This is a genomic window from Citrobacter sp. R4, from assembly GCF_026719175.1.
Lineage (GTDB): Bacteria > Pseudomonadota > Gammaproteobacteria > Enterobacterales > Enterobacteriaceae > Citrobacter_A > Citrobacter_A sedlakii.
In genome coordinates this window covers 35,591-51,837 of sequence record NZ_JAPPSU010000011.1, presented here as the reverse complement: position 1 = coordinate 51,837, position 16,247 = coordinate 35,591, and the positions used below count along the sequence as shown (strand labels likewise).

Below are 16,247 nucleotides of genomic sequence, written 5' to 3'. Positions count from 1 at the left end.
TGTTCATGCGAATATCGAAAAAAGCTATGCACCAGTTTCGGCAGACCGGCATGGAGTAATGAGACGTTAATCTGTATCAGCTGGCGCATTTCGTATCATGGGAGCAAGTGTTAGCAACCCTGCCCAGGACGGAAGGACACTATCAGGACTGATCCCAGTTTGGAGATTAAGGGGGTTAAATCTGCCAGTGGCTGACAGAGCCTTCTGATGCTGCTCAGACATACTATGCAACGATAAAATCACCCGTCCGTCCTTGTGATTATCGGAAAAAGCCATGCACCGGAGTCGGCAGATCGGTATGCAGTAATGTGACTTTAATCTGTATCAGCAGGCGCAATGGGAGCAAGTGTTAGCAACCGAGCCCAGGACGGAAGGACACTATCAGGACTGAACCCCAGTGTGGCGATTAAGGGGGTTAAATCTGCAAGCGGATAACAGTGCCCCAGCTGCTGCTCAGTCACACCACGCCCTGATTAAATCTCTCGCCAGGTCTTGTTAGGACCGAAAATAGCCCGAGCACTGGTGTCGGCAGACCGGCATACAGGAATACGACGTTAATTTGTATCAGCAGGTACATTTCGCATTATGGGAGCAAGTGATAGCAACCCAGCTCAGAACTGAAGGCCTGCATGAGGACAGAACACCAGTTTGGCGATTAAGGGGGTTAAATCTGACAGCGGCTGACAGTGCCTTCAGATGCTGCTCAGGCATACTACTCTCCCTGATATAATCTCCCATATGTTCTTGAGATCGTCGGAAATCGCCCATGCACCGGTGTCGGCAGACCGGTATGCAGTAATGTGATTTTAATCTGTATCAGCAGGCACATTTCGTATCATGGGAGTAAGTGTTAGCAAACCGAACCCCGCCCAGCACGGAAGGTCAATATCAGACCAGAATCCCAGTTTGGCGATTAAGGGGGTTAAATCTGCAAGCTGCTGACAGTGCCCCAGCTTCTGCTCAGTCACACCACGCCCTGATAAAATCTCCTGCCCGGTAATGTGATGACCGAAAAAAGCCCGTGCACTGGTGTTGGCAGACCGGCACGCAGGAATATGACGTTAATCTGTATCAGCAGTTACATTTCGCATTATGGGAGGAAGTGATAGCCACCCAGCCCAGAACTGAAGGCCAGCATCAGGACAGTACCCCAGTTTGGCGATTAAGGGGGTTAAATCCGGCAGCGGCAGTAAGTGCCCGTGCTGTGTTAAAGGAATATTTCCCTAAGGACAATCTTCCGATCGGCCTTTTGTATAAAGTGGTCACCCCGGGAGCGGGGATCACTTTACCTGCTTAGCCTAAATCTTACGTCAATCACTATCCGGAATTTTAGCTTAATGGTCCTGAGCAAGTTAAAAGGGGTACCCCTAATGACGTCCCCAGATGGCGATAAAGGAGTTAATTCCGCCTTCGGCTTACAGTGCCGCAGCTGCTGCTAAGGAACACCACGCCCTGATTAAATCTCCCGCCTGGCCTTGTGATGACCAAAAATTGTCCGTGCACTGGCGTCGTAAGACCGGCATACAGGAATGAGGCGTTAATCTTTATTAGGTGGAAGGATTCGCATCATGGGAGCAAGGGCCCTAGAACTGTAGGCTAACATTAGAAAATCACAGATTGGCGATAAAGGGGGTTAAATAAGTTAAAAGTCTTCGGTGAGCAAATTGGATAAATTTTCATAAACCAAAGCGTTAATATTAAACTTTTAGAAGAATGATTAAAGGATATTAAGTTTTGTATGCAATATGACACCAGTGATCTGTTTTCACTAATAATGCCGCGCTCCTTTGATTACCTTTGGTAAACAAAAATGTAATTTACGTGAATTTCATCTTATAAAGTCAGTATTGATGTTATAAATTTTGTTTACTTAATGCGTACACAACCTAAATGCGATTTGTAATTATGTCACTGTTTTTAAGCCATATTAATTATAAAACCAAAATTTGCAGCACAGTGATGAACTCATTAAGTCATAACCTCATTTGTTTACTTAAGGCATACAATAAAAAACCAGATTCTTATGAGACATCTGGTTTAATTGTTTTTGCTTGAAGATATTTACTCTACGCGGCCAAACCCGCTGCTACTTCTTGAGCATAGAGAATTTCTATTGCCTCGCCATAGCTACAATTCTCGCGGCTTTGAATTTCCCATAATTTACTCCTGTCAGCACTATCCGTAGTAAAACAAAGCTCCATTTTCCGGTCTACGTATAACCGACAGATCTCTTGGAAGTTTTCGAACCTGACTAACATCTCTGAAAACACCTTTTTGACTGTACGAATATTTTTCATTCGTTCATATTCTGCATCTGAAGTAGAAAAATATTTATTAGCCTTCATTGCTTCAATGCTTTCTTTTTCTTGTTTCATGATTATCTTCCAAGGCGAGTTAGCAGTCAGGGCCCGGCCAACAGAAGAAGTAAAATAATCTTCAAACGACTGTGTGATACAGATGCCAGCGCAGTTTGTTTTCCTGAACCTACGCCATGCCGCTTCGAGGAAGGAAGAGAAGAATTGGTTTGATTGATTTCCGGCACCTGATGAATTATCAGGACGAATGTACTCCCAAGCTTCATCTAGGATGAACAAGCGACGACGCCCATCTTTTTTGATGAACATTGCATGCTGAGCAGCCTGAATGATAGACATTAAAACAACTGTCTGAAGGTGGGGGGTGCCTTTTAGCTCCTCCAGTTCCAAAACAATAAATCTGCTGTCGAAGTTGATTGGAGGCAACGTATCGGTAAACCGGTGCCCATAAATTCCACCTTCGCACCATGCTCCGAGTTGCTCCCCAATATCCTTTATACGTTTGTCTTCATGCTTCTTGCAACGCAGAGCAAAGCCGGTTATTGAACCGGTCCGACCTGATTTTCTGGATTCCTGGTACTCTTCTGCAATAAGCTGAAGCATCACTGATTGTTGATAATCATCGATAAGGCCTTTCTCTGAAGCCATAATTTTTAGCTGATTCAGAACCATTATGGTCTGAGCAACTTTGTCTTTTTCTGCATCGTTTGAAGTTGATTCACCGGTAAATTCAGGTGCTTCGTTAAATACATCGTCGTTAACAGTGATGTCAGTTAGGAAGGCAAAGGGATTTAGGGTGAAGTCAGGGGTTTTACCGAAATCAATAAATTGACTGTTTGTATATTGTTCCGCAATCCCCTGGTAAGAACGCCCCACGTCCACTACAAAAACTTGAGCACCATCAGGATCATCATCTGGGTATTCGTTTTCTAAAAAATGCTTAAATGTTGAGCGATAATGAACGAGGTTATTAGATCGCGGTCCAGCTCCAAGATAGTTATTGATTAGATATGCTGTCCAGAATGACTTGCCTGCACCTGACGTTGCACCAATAACCATGTTATAGCTTGCAGAAGTCTTGAAAATATCAAGTCCCATGAGTTGACCTTCACGAGAAACTAAACTCAGTACTGGTCTATCTGTATTACCTTTCCAGGGCCCAAAGATCGGCGTCATATGAGCCGCTCCGGTGTTGCTCACTACTTCGGATCGGTCAAGGTCGAAAATTGTCTTTGGGTCATTGCACATTGGCAGACATGACATAAATGACGGGAAAACGATAAAGGAATCATCTGCTACTTTGACCCGGCTTTCGAGGTAAAAGGATTTGAGATCGTTAGCTGCTGTCTGCACAGAATTGGCATTACTACCCATAACAGTGAAAGTAAGATACCCTCTTAAAAGCTTTGCGCCATCCTCAAGCTCGCGAGTTACGGCCATGTAGTCATTATCCATATCCCGCAGGCGAGGGCAGAATGTGACAACTGAAGGTATACTTGCCTGTTTATTAGTGATTGCTTTGTAGCGGACGTTTTCTTTTGACAACTTGAGCGGATCGGCAAACTGAACAGTCTGAGTGATCATAAATGGGCTGAAAATTGTCTTACGTCCATGCATCCAGTTAACTACTAACTCATACATACAACCGAAATTGACGTATTCAGGAAACTTTACAACGGAAAGTTGTTTGAAGTAACGATGCTCAGATTCGTCGTCACTTTGTGTGACTGATGAGAAATGATTTTCTGTGACTGTATACTTACGGCCGGGAACGTTAACTTGTTCATTAAGCCTTTTCATAGTGTTAACGTCTATAAAACCTTCAGCCCACCGAGAGTTCTTTCCGGGGTTTACGACCTTATCTATACAATAGAGCCAGTTTTCTGCATCGACCTTAAACGGATGCAGTCCAATCGTAATTAACTTACTTACAAGTTCAGAGTAAAGTGAATCGATACGCGAATGTTCCAGCTCGGTAGGAAGGGCAGACTGTAAAGGAATCGATAGCGAGATCCATACCTGAAAATCCCTCAACATAAGGTTATCATGATCAGGTTTTAAAGGCTTATGCATACTTCTGTCGTAGTAGTCCAACTGATAACCATTAAGCAGATCTGCTTTAAGCTTATCGTTCCCAGTCATACGCCCACCTCGCACAGCTGACCAAGCACTAAGCTGTAAAGTCAAGTCTGGCAATGCAGTCAGAGATATTTGACAGACAGTATCTGTAGGAAAATCCATTTTGAACATTTCAGCAAGAACATCTTGCTGATTATCAAAAACTCCAGGTGATGGATTACAGATAAACATAAACCCTAATCTGTTGCCATCAATCAAAAAATAGTGAGTCCCTGCTAATTGATCGTAAACAGGGATAAACCCACCTAATTGATGGCGATTTAAACCGCTATTGTAATTATTGATAGCTTCCATATTTGACCTTACAGTTGTCTAACAATGCCGTTCGAAGAGACAGCTTTAGTTGCTTTTTGTTGCTGCTGCATATTTTCCCGGGCCGCATCCTGTACTTCTAAAGGAACTATGCGAGCTGGGTTTGAGGTCGAATTCTTGCCAGCAATCCATGTTTGCGGTTTTACGTTGACATAAACGTAGCCGGGAAGATTAAGCGCATCGTTATCATCGGTATAAGGTGCAAAAGTAATTCTCATTACTTTCCCCTGTTGCAGAACAGCAAGTGGTTCAGGAGCCACTACAGCTTGTTTATAACCTTGCGAACGGTATTGCTGGATCTGCCCAGTGTTGAGAGTAGGGTTAACGGGCTGGCCATTGTAAAGAGAGTACATATCCTTGCCAGGGCTGATATCAGAATTAGGTGCAACGTAGCGTGGTGCATTTCCAGCAGAAACCGGATAGCTTGTTTGTTTAACGACTTCCGCAGCCGGATGAACGAAAGGGTTACCAGCTGAAGAGGCAGTGCTATAACTGCTAGTCATCCTTACGTTTGAATTAACCGGTACACCAGAAATAGGCCGTGGTCCAATGGATGAAGTAGGGGCACCCATTTTTAAAGTTTTATCGTACATGACAGGTAACTGACCAACTGGCTTAATTTCGGTTTTTGAATAAGCCACAGGCTGATTTTTAAGGGTTGTAGACTGTGGATATTTGACTTCCCCTGGAGGGCTAATTTCAGTTGGATAACGGCTGTCATTGACAGCCGATTTCTCCTTTCCCGATTCCGACTCTTCCCCCGCAAGTGCAGACAGATCATCTCGATTATTAGTTAACTCCATAACTTCGCGAGGACCTTTACAGATAACGCCCTTTTCAATGCCTGGACATTCGGATTCGGAACTCCCGATGGAGCACCCCGTAAGATATGAGGATGTACCTACAACCAGAGCACTGAGTACCAATCTTTTGATGTTCATAAACTAGCCTTAATTTGTCTCAAATGGATTTTTTAAGAGAGGTTCAACGCTTTGGTTCAACCAGTAGTCGAAATCTTTTGGAATGCCATTACCAGCCAAACCATCCTGTCTGACAACTGAAGGTACACCCTGCAATTTATAAATTCCTGCGAGCATCAATGACGCTACCAAAGGTTCCGCCGGACATTCTTCTGCTTCTTTTTGAGAGAGCAATCTTTTTTCAATGTCGGATTTGCTTCCCATTAGCCAACGAAGAATATCGAGGTTGTTTATTTTTCCTTTTTCTTTACTACACCAGAGCCTTCTAAGCTCTTCTTTTGGCTCACCGGGTGAGGGAACTAAAACAATATCTATCCGATACTTGTCCCGATCTGCATAAAATTTCTTAACAAGTTCCATGCAACCGTCACAATCAAGTGTTAAGAAAATGGCTGCTTGTCTCTTAAGCTTTGAATTTCCCAGATGAATGGACGCTACAGTTTCCAGAGGGAAGGGGGCCTCATCAAGACTAATAAAATAGGAATTTCTGATTTCTTCTACAGTCAGAACAGGTTTACGTTTAATTACATCAACAAGGCTTCCCCCAGTAAGGGAGTATCGGCCATCGGTCGTTACTGCCATTAGCTGCGAACGCTCGTCCTGAAAGAGGTATAGCCCACCAGAAGGAATGTATATGGCATCCTTAGGTTTATATCCTTTCATTTTTGATAACGCACCCGAGATCTGACTGGGTGAAACGCCGCCTTCCTTTGCCTTTGCCATTAACGCAGCAGCATCACTATTAGTTAGGACCTGCTCTGAAGCATAAGTGACCGTATTCGCCATAATGGCGAAAGCCGCCATTAAAGGGAAAAGTAACTTTTTCACTATTGGGTGCCCTCTACTTCTTTGCATTATAAGAACTTGATTGTACCGCTTCAGAGCTATCTTCAAGTTCCATATAAGTGACGATTTCAACACTATCCGGTACAGTAACGGCAAGCGTTGCATCAATAATTAAATAGCCACGGTCACGGTAGATCTTCATTAATGTTCTGAAATATTCTTCGAATTGAGTTCTATCATTGTCAGCAGTACGGCCTCCGTGATGCTTGAAAAATTCCTTACGTAATTCAGGCATGTCAAGCACTGCAATCTTGTACGAAGGCTGTGATTGTTTATTGAAGTAATCGTAAACATTCATAAAGCCTTTATAACCATAAATAATGACCAAAACGGCAAAGGCGAAGAAAAATAAATACTTCAATATTTTTTCAATATCAATTTCGAAGGTAATTTTTTTTGTTGTCCTTTCTCGCACCATTTTTTTAGTGATTTCAGGTCCAGCTGATTCAGTCGATTCTTTTTTTTCTAAACTATCCATTTAAACCTCAGCGACTGGTCAGATTCGTTGGAATTGTAGTTCCGGTCTGAACGACAAATGTAATAGCTCGGCCAGGGCTAATTTCTACGATTGGCCACTGTTGTTCTGCAATTGCGGTGTAGTTATCGACGAGTCGATTAAGGCCACCTTGAGCTGCACCAGCCCCGGCTAATGCCCCAAGTGCACCAAAATTAGGGGACTGATACTGAGCCTGTGAATTAGGGTCGATGTTAAGTGAAGATACCTTACTGGGGCTTAAGCTACCGGCAAGTGAAGAAAGTCCACCGGCAAATGCAGCTCCTGCAATTGCGTTACCATTTCGGCTGATAAGCGTGCCTCGGATCCCATTTTTTCCGTCATTTTCACTTACAGCATATGCTTCCAGTTTTACGTCAAAAGCTTTCCCTTTTGAATTAACACAAGAGATAGAAGTGGCACGTATGTAAGCACGCTGTGACGCCAAATCACCAACAGCTGAACCCAGAAGGTTACAGTCACGCAAATCCATGGTGAAATTATTGGGCATGATGACATCTTTTTTAATACGCATTGTTACTGGCATTGGTTCTGATTTGGAAGAAAGGCTTGTAGGCGCTTCAAGCCCGGTAATCAGAACACCAGTGATAATAGATGTTGCCGGAAGAAACATTTCATCTTTTCGGGCAGCATGCCGCGCTTTGCTATCAACTGGCGCAGTACCATCACCTCGTACAGTCCGAGTAGGCGCTTTATCTCCTGCAATGACCTCTCTGCCTTCCTTGATTCTGTTTTCAGACACGGGCATAACCTGAATGACACCATCGGTACCATTAGTCTTAATGGAACTTTGTGTGATTGTTCTCATCGGGCTATTACGCGTAGGTGTGATAGACGCGTAATTAGGGTTTACGCCATTAATCGGCGCATTAGCATTAAGCTGATAAGGAGCTGCCGGTGCCTGCTCATTAATCGTTTTACGCGAACTACCAGCATCCAAGTTACGATTGCCGTTTCGATTAGTCTGCATATCATTAATTTGCTGAGACAGTTGCTGAAGTTGAGAAGTTAAACTTGCAACTTGGGCTTTAGTTTCCTGTTGGGCTTTTTCTGCTTTTTCGCGGTCCTCTTTCGCCGCATTTTGATCAAGTCGGTTTTGCTTAACCATTTCCTTATATACTTTCTGGCTTTCTTCATTACTCAATTTGTTCATTTGCGAATCATCTAACAACAAATTGGTCTGCATGTCTTTTTTCTGTGTTTTCTTTTCTTTCTTAACTGGTGTGGAAAAAATAGACTGGCTAATAATATAAACAATCACTACCAGCAGAGCGCCAATAACAGAAAGTCTGACGGTCTTATTTTCCCAGGCCTTTTTAATGTCCATGATTAGCTCCACTTGTAGGTTTCTGGAATCGTTTAATTTTTAGATTTCGTTCGCTGTCAGACATCTGAGGAACGATATAGGGATCACCTGCTCTGGCCCAGTTTTCACGAACAGATGGATGATTCATTTCAGCTTTATCTATCTGGCTCGTTCTAGATATTTCATGTTTGTAATTAGGTTCCAAAACGTTACTTTTGTGATAGTCAAAAGCATTCTCCTCATTAATATTGTCCTCTCCTACAAATTTATCAATAAGAGTTGGATCGTTCATTATTACTGTCTGAACGGGAAAAGCGTTACTGCCATCTTCGATACTAATGGGTGCGTCCGGAACGATTAATACACTCCTTTTTGGTATATATTCTGACCTGTAGTAAAAGCTGGTTAAAGCAAATACGACAAAACCAATCACGGTGGCCCCAAGCAGAGCAGGCAAAGTAACTTTTCCCATATTATTTTCTGATTAGACTTGGTCTGGTTGTAACCCGGGCCTCGCGTTCCTTGAACAATTTATCCCGGACTATGTAAAGCTCTGTTTCTTCTCCCGGTTGCAGGTATGCTTTATCAAATAAAGCACTTGCAATAACGCCTTCTGCCATACACTGCTGATCAGCAACGATTTGACCGTATGGTTTATCGTTTTTCACAAGAATTACATCAATAAGTTCACGTGAGCCAACCAGTCTCTGACCGAGCTTTGCATACATATTAAAGTTACATGGGGACTGCTCTGACGCAGGAATACGAGAAAGTCGGTCCTGTTGTAAACTGAATCCTGAAGGGACCTCACCAAGAGCCACAGGAGTCAATAAATCAATGATTCTTTGTTTATGATCGTCTTGTTTTGGATCCGATGGAGCCAGTTCTTCTGACTGGGAGCGGGCCAACATTTCCTCATAGTTTTGCTTATCCAATGAGGTTTCACGTTTGGCTTGCATAGATGGGCTTAAAGATGTAGTAACTGAAATCATCGCACCGGGAACATCAAGCGGTACCAGGGTCAGGTTATAGGTCGATTCAGGTACCTGATCTTCCGACAACATAATCCCGATTGGTTTATCGGTATTAGTTGAAATAAAGACATCGCCACCATTAACAAATATGCTTGCCTCTTCAGCAGGGGTAGAAGTGCTGACAGAAGCATTCTTGAAGCTGGTCGATATTCTGTTTTGAAGTCCTCGTGAAACTGGCAGTACCACATTCCCACCAGGCGGCACATTTACACGCTGAACTTCTTTATATCGGTTACGAGCTTCGACATAAAGTTCATCGGCTTTTGACGTGGCGGTCGCATTGGTTGCATTCTGCTGGGAAGAGGTACCTGTTGGTCTCCCATAGCTATCAATTGCACCAGAGCGGGTCTGTGCGTCAAATCCGGGGAGACTAGGATTATTTGATAATGCTCCAGTAATAGCGCTTACCGCAGGCGAAGCATTGCTGGCTGGGGAAAGTTGCACGGTAGGGAGATCAGTTGTAGGTTTTTGTCCCTGCGCATTACCGGCTTCACTAAGGTTTGTTTGTGCACCTGACTGTTCAGAACCAGCTTGACCCGGAATAATGGCTTTTGCAGCTCCATTCTGAAATCCGTCAGCACCAACTGGCATTACAACCGGGTTATTAATTGTTGCTGGCAATTGGTATTCTTCAGCGATTACGCAGTTCGAAGTCGTGAGCATGATCAATGCGGTAATTGCGTTGAACCCTAAGCCCTTTTTTTTAATCATCACTTGTTACCTGTAGACGGTGGCGGATTATCCAGCGTTGCCAGTTGCTCTTTGCCGTTTATCGTAATTTTTTTAATATTCGGTGTTCCGGAATATTGATTTACATATGCAATTCTTGGGCGACCATTTTTCATCCCGAGAACCCATTCATAAGTCCATTTCGATGATTCAGTTTTGTCCGGAACATTTACAAGTCGAGTCGTTTTGGTACCCCAGACATAGACCATGTCATTTTTTGGATCAAAGTAAATATCATTAGGCTTAAAGGTCTGCTCAACACCACGAGCCTGCATGATATTTATCTGCTCCTGTAAAGACTCACTCGTTTTAGCCTGTAGTTCAGGTGAAAGGGCATCGAGGACATAGGCCGTCACAAAGGAAATATTAGTTGGATTAATATTCCCTAAAAGGGTACTAAAAAAGAGAGCCCATTGTGTTTTATAAGATTCCGATGCTTTGTTACCAACAACCGTGATCTCTTCATTCATGTTTGGAGGGGTAACAATCGTCACTGGGTCAGTGAAAAAAAGAATCTTTGCAACCAATAACCCAATGACGGCTATTGAAACAGTATTAATGCGGATAAGTTTTGTATCACGATTAATCAGGGCGCTGTATGTAATTCCAGCACCTGACGCTTCAGCTTGTGGGCTAAATCGTTTTTTAATGTCCAAAAAACGTCCCTTAGCACTTTCATCTTTCTTTACGTATGACTGTTCAAGATCACCGTTTTCATCCTTTTTAGATTTTTTGAAAAAAGGGATGTTAATGCCACTTAGCATTTTCATTCATAGCTCCATCAAGAATACAAATCTCTGATAAATGGATCGTTGAAATAACGGCTACTAAAAACTGCTTTACCTGGCAAAAAACCGAGCCACCAGAGTCTGTGTTTTAGCAATCCTCTTATTCCTGACTCAGCTGCTTTGTTATACGCAATCCAATATACAACCGCTACTACAACAGAAAACCCGAAGCATTCGAAGATATTCCCAAATGCAACCAGAATGAATGCAAGCCCTATTTTTTTTGCATCCCAAAACAAAATCAGTAGAGGCATGTTGATCCTGAAAGGGAATCTATAGGTATGCTGAGGAACGTCGTTCTGCTTACTCATTAAAAATCCAGAGAGGGGGATGAACCCCCTCATGCATGATTAACAATAAATTACAGCGGTACGCCAGCATCCATAAAGGTGCTGATAATTTTCTCGCCGTTGGCCATTACCAGCATCATGAATAATGAAACCAGTGCCAGGCCCGGGTTAGGCTTAAGGACAGAGAAATATACGCTTGAGATCAACATCGCGGCTGCCAGAATTTTGCCCGGAGCTCCAGTCATACTTTCACTCATGTATGACCAAATATCTCCCAGTGCCCCATCATCTGAACCCGCATATGCCAGACCGCAAAAAAGCACGGTCAGCAGAACAAACAAAATCACTTTTGCGCTTTTTGTTTTAAAAAGTGCAGCCGTGTTAGATTTCTTTTCACTAAGGCCAATATTTAAAGAAAGTTCCATAATTACTCCGTGTAGATTTGAGTTCACGTAAACGCGAATGAATAATACTTTTTTATTCCGATCCTTCCGTTCGCATAAACCCCCTTTTTTTAACGTTTAGCGATTGGTGAATTTTTAAGCAAAGGGGCCTAAAGCATAATCTTTGAAAAGTACCAGTGAACGCTTAGTAAAAGTTTGAAAGAGGGGAGGGGGTAAGATTACGTTAAGCTCAATCCTGAAGCTGATGAGACTCCTCAAGCATAAAAGTCACTTTTGATGGTTTGAAAAGCTCTAACTAGATATCGGGCAGGTAACTAAGCTTCATATCTAATCTTTTTTGTTCCCTTAATATCTATCTCTTGATTCTGAGAAGGCCGCATATCACTGTGCTCCCTGGTTCGGCAACTATCAGTTGGAGAAACTACATACAATCCTCGGCCGGTGCGTCATTCATCTAAATGCCTTTTACACCTCTGGGCGTGAGTGGGACTTTGTCTTGTCCATATGAACATCATTCATTCGAATGCTTTTGGCCAATGCTATTTAAGCAAATGCTTTCTGGCTGAGTCCTTTTGCGAATGAGTCTTTGATATAACTGCATGAATTTTGGGTTGTTTGGTGTACTAACAAAACAAAGGCATTTCTTTGAATGCCATTGGAGTTGTGATGCTTCTGATATTTTTTTGATCTCATATCAAACACATAGTCCTTCTGATGCCCAATGTCATAGATGTCTTGGACCATTCTCGCTCTTAACAAAGCTGTACTGTGTGTCATTCGACCTAATGCCATTCACCAAAATGCCTTTTTATACCACTGCATAGCTATGCTCGGGATACAGTGGCAAACAAAAGCATTTCAATGAATGATTTTTTGGGATACCGACATCAAAAGCATTTGTATGAATGTAAGAGGCGTAATCCACAAAAGGCATTCACGTGAATAGAGTGCGCACGAAACCATCTTGCTCCACGGCATTTAATGAATGGGCTAGCATGTACGCTTGAGCCAGAAAGGCATACAGATGAATAGTCAGGAGTTCGTTTGAAAAGTTACTTTTTTGCACATTAAGCCGAGATGTAAGACCAGTAGTAAAAGAAGCACTAAGCATAGCACTGATAAATAACTTATTTTTCAGCATGTTATAACCAGTGCATACCTGGTAGCTTTCAACCTTGTTTGGCGAGGGCCAGCTTAGGGCTTCTTTTGAAGATCTGAAATTGTATGTCGCGACCTTTCTTAACTTCTTGATAATCGAGATATCCGATAGATTCAAGTTCCCGCATTGCTTTACGAATTATCTGGTTTTGCGTACGAATAGGGGTTGTAAGAAGCAACCTTTCCCTCAACCGTTTCATATTAACGAACAACGTACCAGCTGGCATTGCTTCAAAATAAATATAGAGAGATTGCGCAGCTTCTTTTTTAGCCAAAATGTATAGAACCTGAAGGCTTAACAATGTCTTATGGTCGTAACGATACAGTTCCCACATAGAAGGATCCCCAACCAACTCAACAGTATCGCTTTTTGGATCAATCATAGCCTTCTGCACCAGATGCGTTACTGTGAACCGACCACTCCGAGAGTCTGAGAAGGCAAGCACTACCGATGCAAGGTTCATTAATGACTCTTTAAAGCGCGCACGAGTTCGTTTGTTGATGTTTGTTGAACTGATACCACACATCTTCGCAAACTCGTTAAAAGTCAGGGTAATCTTCTCGGAAGTAAAACCATATTTACTGAAAGCCATGATGATCCCGAGCCAGCACTTAAAGTCGGTAGACATAGATAGTTTGACACCAGTTATCTTGATGTCGTCATAACCCTCCGATCTTGCAATTTCCATACACGAAAGCTCATCAGAGGCATCAACTTCAAAGTTTCGGTCGCGGTTTTCTTTTGTGCCGACAGGGGTAAATACACTCAATCTCAACAGGGCCACGGGCTGAACCGACTTGGACGAGTTAGGCGTCAGTTGATAAGTCTTACCTGATTCATTACTGGTTACGTCAAAAGGATGGATTAACTCGTTGTTTTTAATCATTAACTTAACTCGTCGGTGATAAGATTTTCATTTGGCAAACTGTTTATAACATATTCTTGCAAATGCTTTTTACGCATTAACCTAAATGCCATAAGCATTCCAGTAAATGCCTTCCTTATTCATTCAAATGCTTTTCGCATGCATCCGAATGCCGGATCCTTTCATAAAGTCACTATAATCAATGAGTTAAAGATGCCGTGATCTTTACTTGAACTCTATTGATCTTTAGTGATCTAAAGAATTGATCTATCCTGTTGAAAACAATGATAAGTCCATATAAAACAAGGAATAGCGCTCCTTTAACAATATCTACAGATCGCAAACGGAAATGAACGAGGGTCTACTATCATTGTTTTATTCAAGACAGTTTTTATTTTAATTTTATTAAGCAAATTTTTTGAGTTTACCTTTTAGATGTATCAGCCCTATTTGGCAAATTTGAGGTTCATGTATCATGTAGTAAACAGGAGGAAGATATGAACAACAGCAAACATACAGTCATTGAAGTGGATACTAATCTAGTTGAAATTGAAAAGGGATTTAATCCCCGAGAGGCGGTAATCGGAGATTTGTGTTACGAACAAGAACCTGTCAAGTCGATGATTGTGTCAATCAAACAAGCCTTTAAGGAAGGAAGGCAGGTTGATATGATCAAGGTCGTAAAAAGAAAAGGTAAATATTTAGTTCGTCAAGGTCATACTCGTTTTCATGGCTTAAAATTAGCAATTTCTGAAGGTGCTAATATTCCAAAATTATCTGTTATCCTAATCGATTATAAAAACGAAATTGAAGAATACCTTGAGAACCTCGATGGTAACAGAAGCAATGGGCTAAATCCGGTTGGGCAAGCTCATGCATTAGCTCATGCTGTTAGTCTCGGGTATTCGGTTGAAGAACTAGCAATGCGATATCAACGATCAACTACCGCAATTCGTAATATGCTAAAAATCCTTGATATGCCATTAGAGCTTCAACGTTTGATTAGCCTAAATCTAATCAAAAAAACGCTCGCCATTGAAATAATGTTAAAATATTCCAACGATCACAAAATGGTTTTAAAACATATAGAAGGTTTCTTACCTGGCGTTAAGAATATTGAGACTACAACGAGCAAAATTGTAGGCATACCTGAACACAATGCAGCTGGAGCAGGACCAGACACCTTAAATAAAGGCGGACCAGAAAAGAAAAATTCGGCAGTCACTCGTAAGACTTTGGGTATTAAGCGCCTCTCGCATAAGAAAACAGAACGGCTAAAATCTGAATTTCTTGAGCTTGTGGAAAGTACACATACGGAATCTATAACGAATACTCAAACAGAACTAAAATTTGGTAGAGATAGTGCACACTTGTTCAAAAATGTTAATAGTAATAATGTAATATTTTCCAATGATGGTGTTCAAATAATCTTGAATGATGAAAAGCTAAATATTTTATTGTCTTTACTTAACGACGAAAATACAGCAATCATTGTTTCTAAACCAAAATTAGAAGAGCTTCTGGAAATTCGAGATCTCCTTAAGGAATATTAAAAACGAGGATTAGTTGAGTGATTAAACCTATAAAGCTGACTCTTATCGATAATTATAGTGATTTGCTTCTAACTCATGAAGTCCTTAAACGCAACATGGAAGAGTTAGAACACGGTAAACGTTTTGATCAATTTCCTGAAGGGCATGACCACTATGAAAAAACTGTGAAAGAAGCTGTAGCAATCGTAGAGGCACGTTTGGAGGTGTTTCGAAAATGAAATCTCTTTTCTTTACTCTTGATGGTCATATGGTACCAGCCTCAGTGAATGTATCACTTAACGGAGATGGAAATTATTATGCACCTATCGAAAGAGAATGTAACGAATGTGCGGGCACAGGCCACAAAGGGGCTGATTTATGTGAAAAGTGTCATGGGGTACAAACAGTTGGACCCATTATTGAAAAATTAGTGGCACTAGAGCCAATTACCTTTCTCGATAACATTCCGGAACTGCGTGTTAACCCAACACTCGAAGCATGGAAATCCAGAAACCACGTCCTTATTGAGAAAGCAAAAAAGGCTAACACTAAGTTTTCTAATAGTATATTGGCGCAATTAGACAATAACCGTTTCTTGACAGAACGCCAGCTGGATTGTTTATTTACAACTTTTGATGTGATGTTGTCTGAAACTCCGGAAAATGAACAAGAAATTTTAAAACATAGCTACAATATCGGCCAGGTCATAAGCATTGAACTAACATTTACTGAAGTCAGGGCCGCGTACGCAAAAAGTAAAGGGAGTTATTTTTTTACATTTACTGGTAAAGTTAGAAATGACGGGATCGCTTTAACGGCCGATAAACAGGATCACATTTTATTGGGTGAACGTTATCATTTGACTGGAAAAGTCAGAAAATTCTATGAATTTGATTCGAAAAATTATGCTGCAATAACAGTTTTTAAGTTAAATAAACTCCAAGACAGTTAAATGTTTTTGCTGCTTAAATATAGAGCCAAGACTTTAACTGTCGTTAGGACTCACTCACGTAATATTGTTGCTTACGCAATGG

At 41.7% G+C, this 16,247-nt stretch carries 14 protein-coding genes; 3 read left to right on the top strand and 11 right to left on the bottom strand.

Annotation, left to right across the window (positions count from 1 at the left end):
- Positions 1 to 2,066 precede the first annotated feature (2,066 nt).
- From OOJ60_RS19155 to OOJ60_RS19105, 11 genes are all read right to left on the bottom strand, one after another.
- Positions 2,067 to 4,748, bottom strand: coding sequence for a TraC family protein (locus OOJ60_RS19155; RefSeq protein WP_000387412.1), 2,682 nt, complete (start codon positions 4,746 to 4,748; stop codon positions 2,067 to 2,069).
- Positions 4,749 to 4,756: 8 nt separating this feature from the next.
- A complete protein-coding gene (gene trhV / locus OOJ60_RS19150; protein WP_001022587.1) occupies positions 4,757 to 5,707 on the bottom strand; it encodes an IncHI-type conjugal transfer lipoprotein TrhV in 951 nt (316 codons plus the stop codon).
- A gap of 9 nt (positions 5,708 to 5,716) precedes the next feature.
- On the bottom strand, positions 5,717 to 6,469 hold the full coding sequence (gene htdT, locus OOJ60_RS19145; RefSeq protein WP_183079335.1) for a protein-disulfide isomerase HtdT: 753 nt from the start codon (positions 6,467 to 6,469) through the stop codon (positions 5,717 to 5,719).
- 118 nt (positions 6,470 to 6,587) lie between these two features.
- A complete protein-coding gene (locus tag OOJ60_RS19140) occupies positions 6,588 to 7,070 on the bottom strand; it encodes a hypothetical protein (protein ID WP_000377633.1) in 483 nt (160 codons plus the stop codon).
- 7 nt (positions 7,071 to 7,077) lie between these two features.
- The gene (gene trhB, locus OOJ60_RS19135; RefSeq protein WP_205613050.1) at positions 7,078 to 8,433 is read right to left on the bottom strand and encodes an IncHI-type conjugal transfer protein TrhB; all 1,356 of its coding nucleotides are present in this window, start codon (positions 8,431 to 8,433) and stop codon (positions 7,078 to 7,080) included.
- A complete protein-coding gene (gene htdO, locus OOJ60_RS19130) occupies positions 8,423 to 8,884 on the bottom strand; it encodes a plasmid transfer protein HtdO (RefSeq protein WP_000521240.1) in 462 nt (153 codons plus the stop codon). Before htdO ends, trhB begins: the two co-directional genes overlap by 11 nt.
- A gap of 1 nt (position 8,885) precedes the next feature.
- Positions 8,886 to 10,157: a TraK domain-containing protein gene (locus tag OOJ60_RS19125; RefSeq protein ID WP_000592090.1), complete on the bottom strand. Its 1,272-nt coding sequence runs from the start codon at positions 10,155 to 10,157 to the stop codon at positions 8,886 to 8,888.
- Positions 10,157 to 10,945, bottom strand: coding sequence for a TraE/TraK family type IV conjugative transfer system protein (locus OOJ60_RS19120; RefSeq protein ID WP_000783153.1), 789 nt, complete (start codon positions 10,943 to 10,945; stop codon positions 10,157 to 10,159). The genes OOJ60_RS19125 and OOJ60_RS19120 overlap by 1 nt, the downstream gene beginning before the upstream one ends.
- Before the next feature lie 11 nt (positions 10,946 to 10,956).
- Complete coding sequence (locus OOJ60_RS19115) at positions 10,957 to 11,307, bottom strand: type IV conjugative transfer system protein TraL (protein ID WP_024152015.1); 351 nt, start codon at positions 11,305 to 11,307, stop codon at positions 10,957 to 10,959.
- A 17-nt stretch (positions 11,308 to 11,324) separates the two neighbouring features.
- The gene (locus OOJ60_RS19110; protein ID WP_000423602.1) at positions 11,325 to 11,678 is read right to left on the bottom strand and encodes a hypothetical protein; all 354 of its coding nucleotides are present in this window, start codon (positions 11,676 to 11,678) and stop codon (positions 11,325 to 11,327) included.
- A gap of 1,148 nt (positions 11,679 to 12,826) precedes the next feature.
- The gene (locus OOJ60_RS19105; RefSeq protein WP_000594612.1) at positions 12,827 to 13,702 is read right to left on the bottom strand and encodes a RepB family plasmid replication initiator protein; all 876 of its coding nucleotides are present in this window, start codon (positions 13,700 to 13,702) and stop codon (positions 12,827 to 12,829) included.
- 476 nt (positions 13,703 to 14,178) lie between these two features.
- Here OOJ60_RS19105 and OOJ60_RS19100 point away from each other — a divergent pair, with 476 nt between their 5' ends.
- The 3 genes from OOJ60_RS19100 to OOJ60_RS19090 are packed head-to-tail and all read left to right on the top strand — an operon-like array spanning position 14,179 to position 16,165.
- On the top strand, positions 14,179 to 15,234 hold the full coding sequence (locus OOJ60_RS19100) for a hypothetical protein (protein ID WP_001065779.1): 1,056 nt from the start codon (positions 14,179 to 14,181) through the stop codon (positions 15,232 to 15,234).
- Between the two features lie 17 nt (positions 15,235 to 15,251).
- Entirely contained in the window at positions 15,252 to 15,452 is a 201-nt protein-coding gene (locus OOJ60_RS19095) for a hypothetical protein (RefSeq protein WP_000594931.1), read from the top strand.
- Positions 15,449 to 16,165, top strand: a complete 717-nt coding sequence (locus OOJ60_RS19090) for a zinc finger-like domain-containing protein (protein WP_046788421.1) — start codon at positions 15,449 to 15,451, stop codon at positions 16,163 to 16,165. The genes OOJ60_RS19095 and OOJ60_RS19090 overlap by 4 nt, the downstream gene beginning before the upstream one ends.
- The last annotated feature ends 82 nt before the right edge of the window (positions 16,166 to 16,247 follow it).

Bases quoted from the DNA above. Each gene is read 5' to 3' on its own strand.
- OOJ60_RS19155 (WP_000387412.1), bottom strand. From the start codon at position 4,748: ATGGAAGCTATCAATAATTACAATAGCGGTTTAAATCGCCATCAATTA.
- trhV (WP_001022587.1), bottom strand. From the start codon at position 5,707: ATGAACATCAAAAGATTGGTACTCAGTGCTCTGGTTGTAGGTACATCC.
- htdT (WP_183079335.1), bottom strand. From the start codon at position 6,469: ATGGCAAAGGCAAAGGAAGGCGGCGTTTCACCCAGTCAGATCTCGGGT.
- OOJ60_RS19140 (WP_000377633.1), bottom strand. From the start codon at position 7,070: ATGGATAGTTTAGAAAAAAAAGAATCGACTGAATCAGCTGGACCTGAA.
- trhB (WP_205613050.1), bottom strand. From the start codon at position 8,433: ATGGACATTAAAAAGGCCTGGGAAAATAAGACCGTCAGACTTTCTGTT.
- htdO (WP_000521240.1), bottom strand. From the start codon at position 8,884: ATGGGAAAAGTTACTTTGCCTGCTCTGCTTGGGGCCACCGTGATTGGT.
- OOJ60_RS19125 (WP_000592090.1), bottom strand. From the start codon at position 10,157: ATGATTAAAAAAAAGGGCTTAGGGTTCAACGCAATTACCGCATTGATC.
- OOJ60_RS19120 (WP_000783153.1), bottom strand. From the start codon at position 10,945: ATGAAAATGCTAAGTGGCATTAACATCCCTTTTTTCAAAAAATCTAAA.
- OOJ60_RS19115 (WP_024152015.1), bottom strand. From the start codon at position 11,307: ATGAGGGGGTTCATCCCCCTCTCTGGATTTTTAATGAGTAAGCAGAAC.
- OOJ60_RS19110 (WP_000423602.1), bottom strand. From the start codon at position 11,678: ATGGAACTTTCTTTAAATATTGGCCTTAGTGAAAAGAAATCTAACACG.
- OOJ60_RS19105 (WP_000594612.1), bottom strand. From the start codon at position 13,702: ATGATTAAAAACAACGAGTTAATCCATCCTTTTGACGTAACCAGTAAT.
- OOJ60_RS19100 (WP_001065779.1), top strand. From the start codon at position 14,179: ATGAACAACAGCAAACATACAGTCATTGAAGTGGATACTAATCTAGTT.
- OOJ60_RS19090 (WP_046788421.1), top strand. From the start codon at position 15,449: ATGAAATCTCTTTTCTTTACTCTTGATGGTCATATGGTACCAGCCTCA.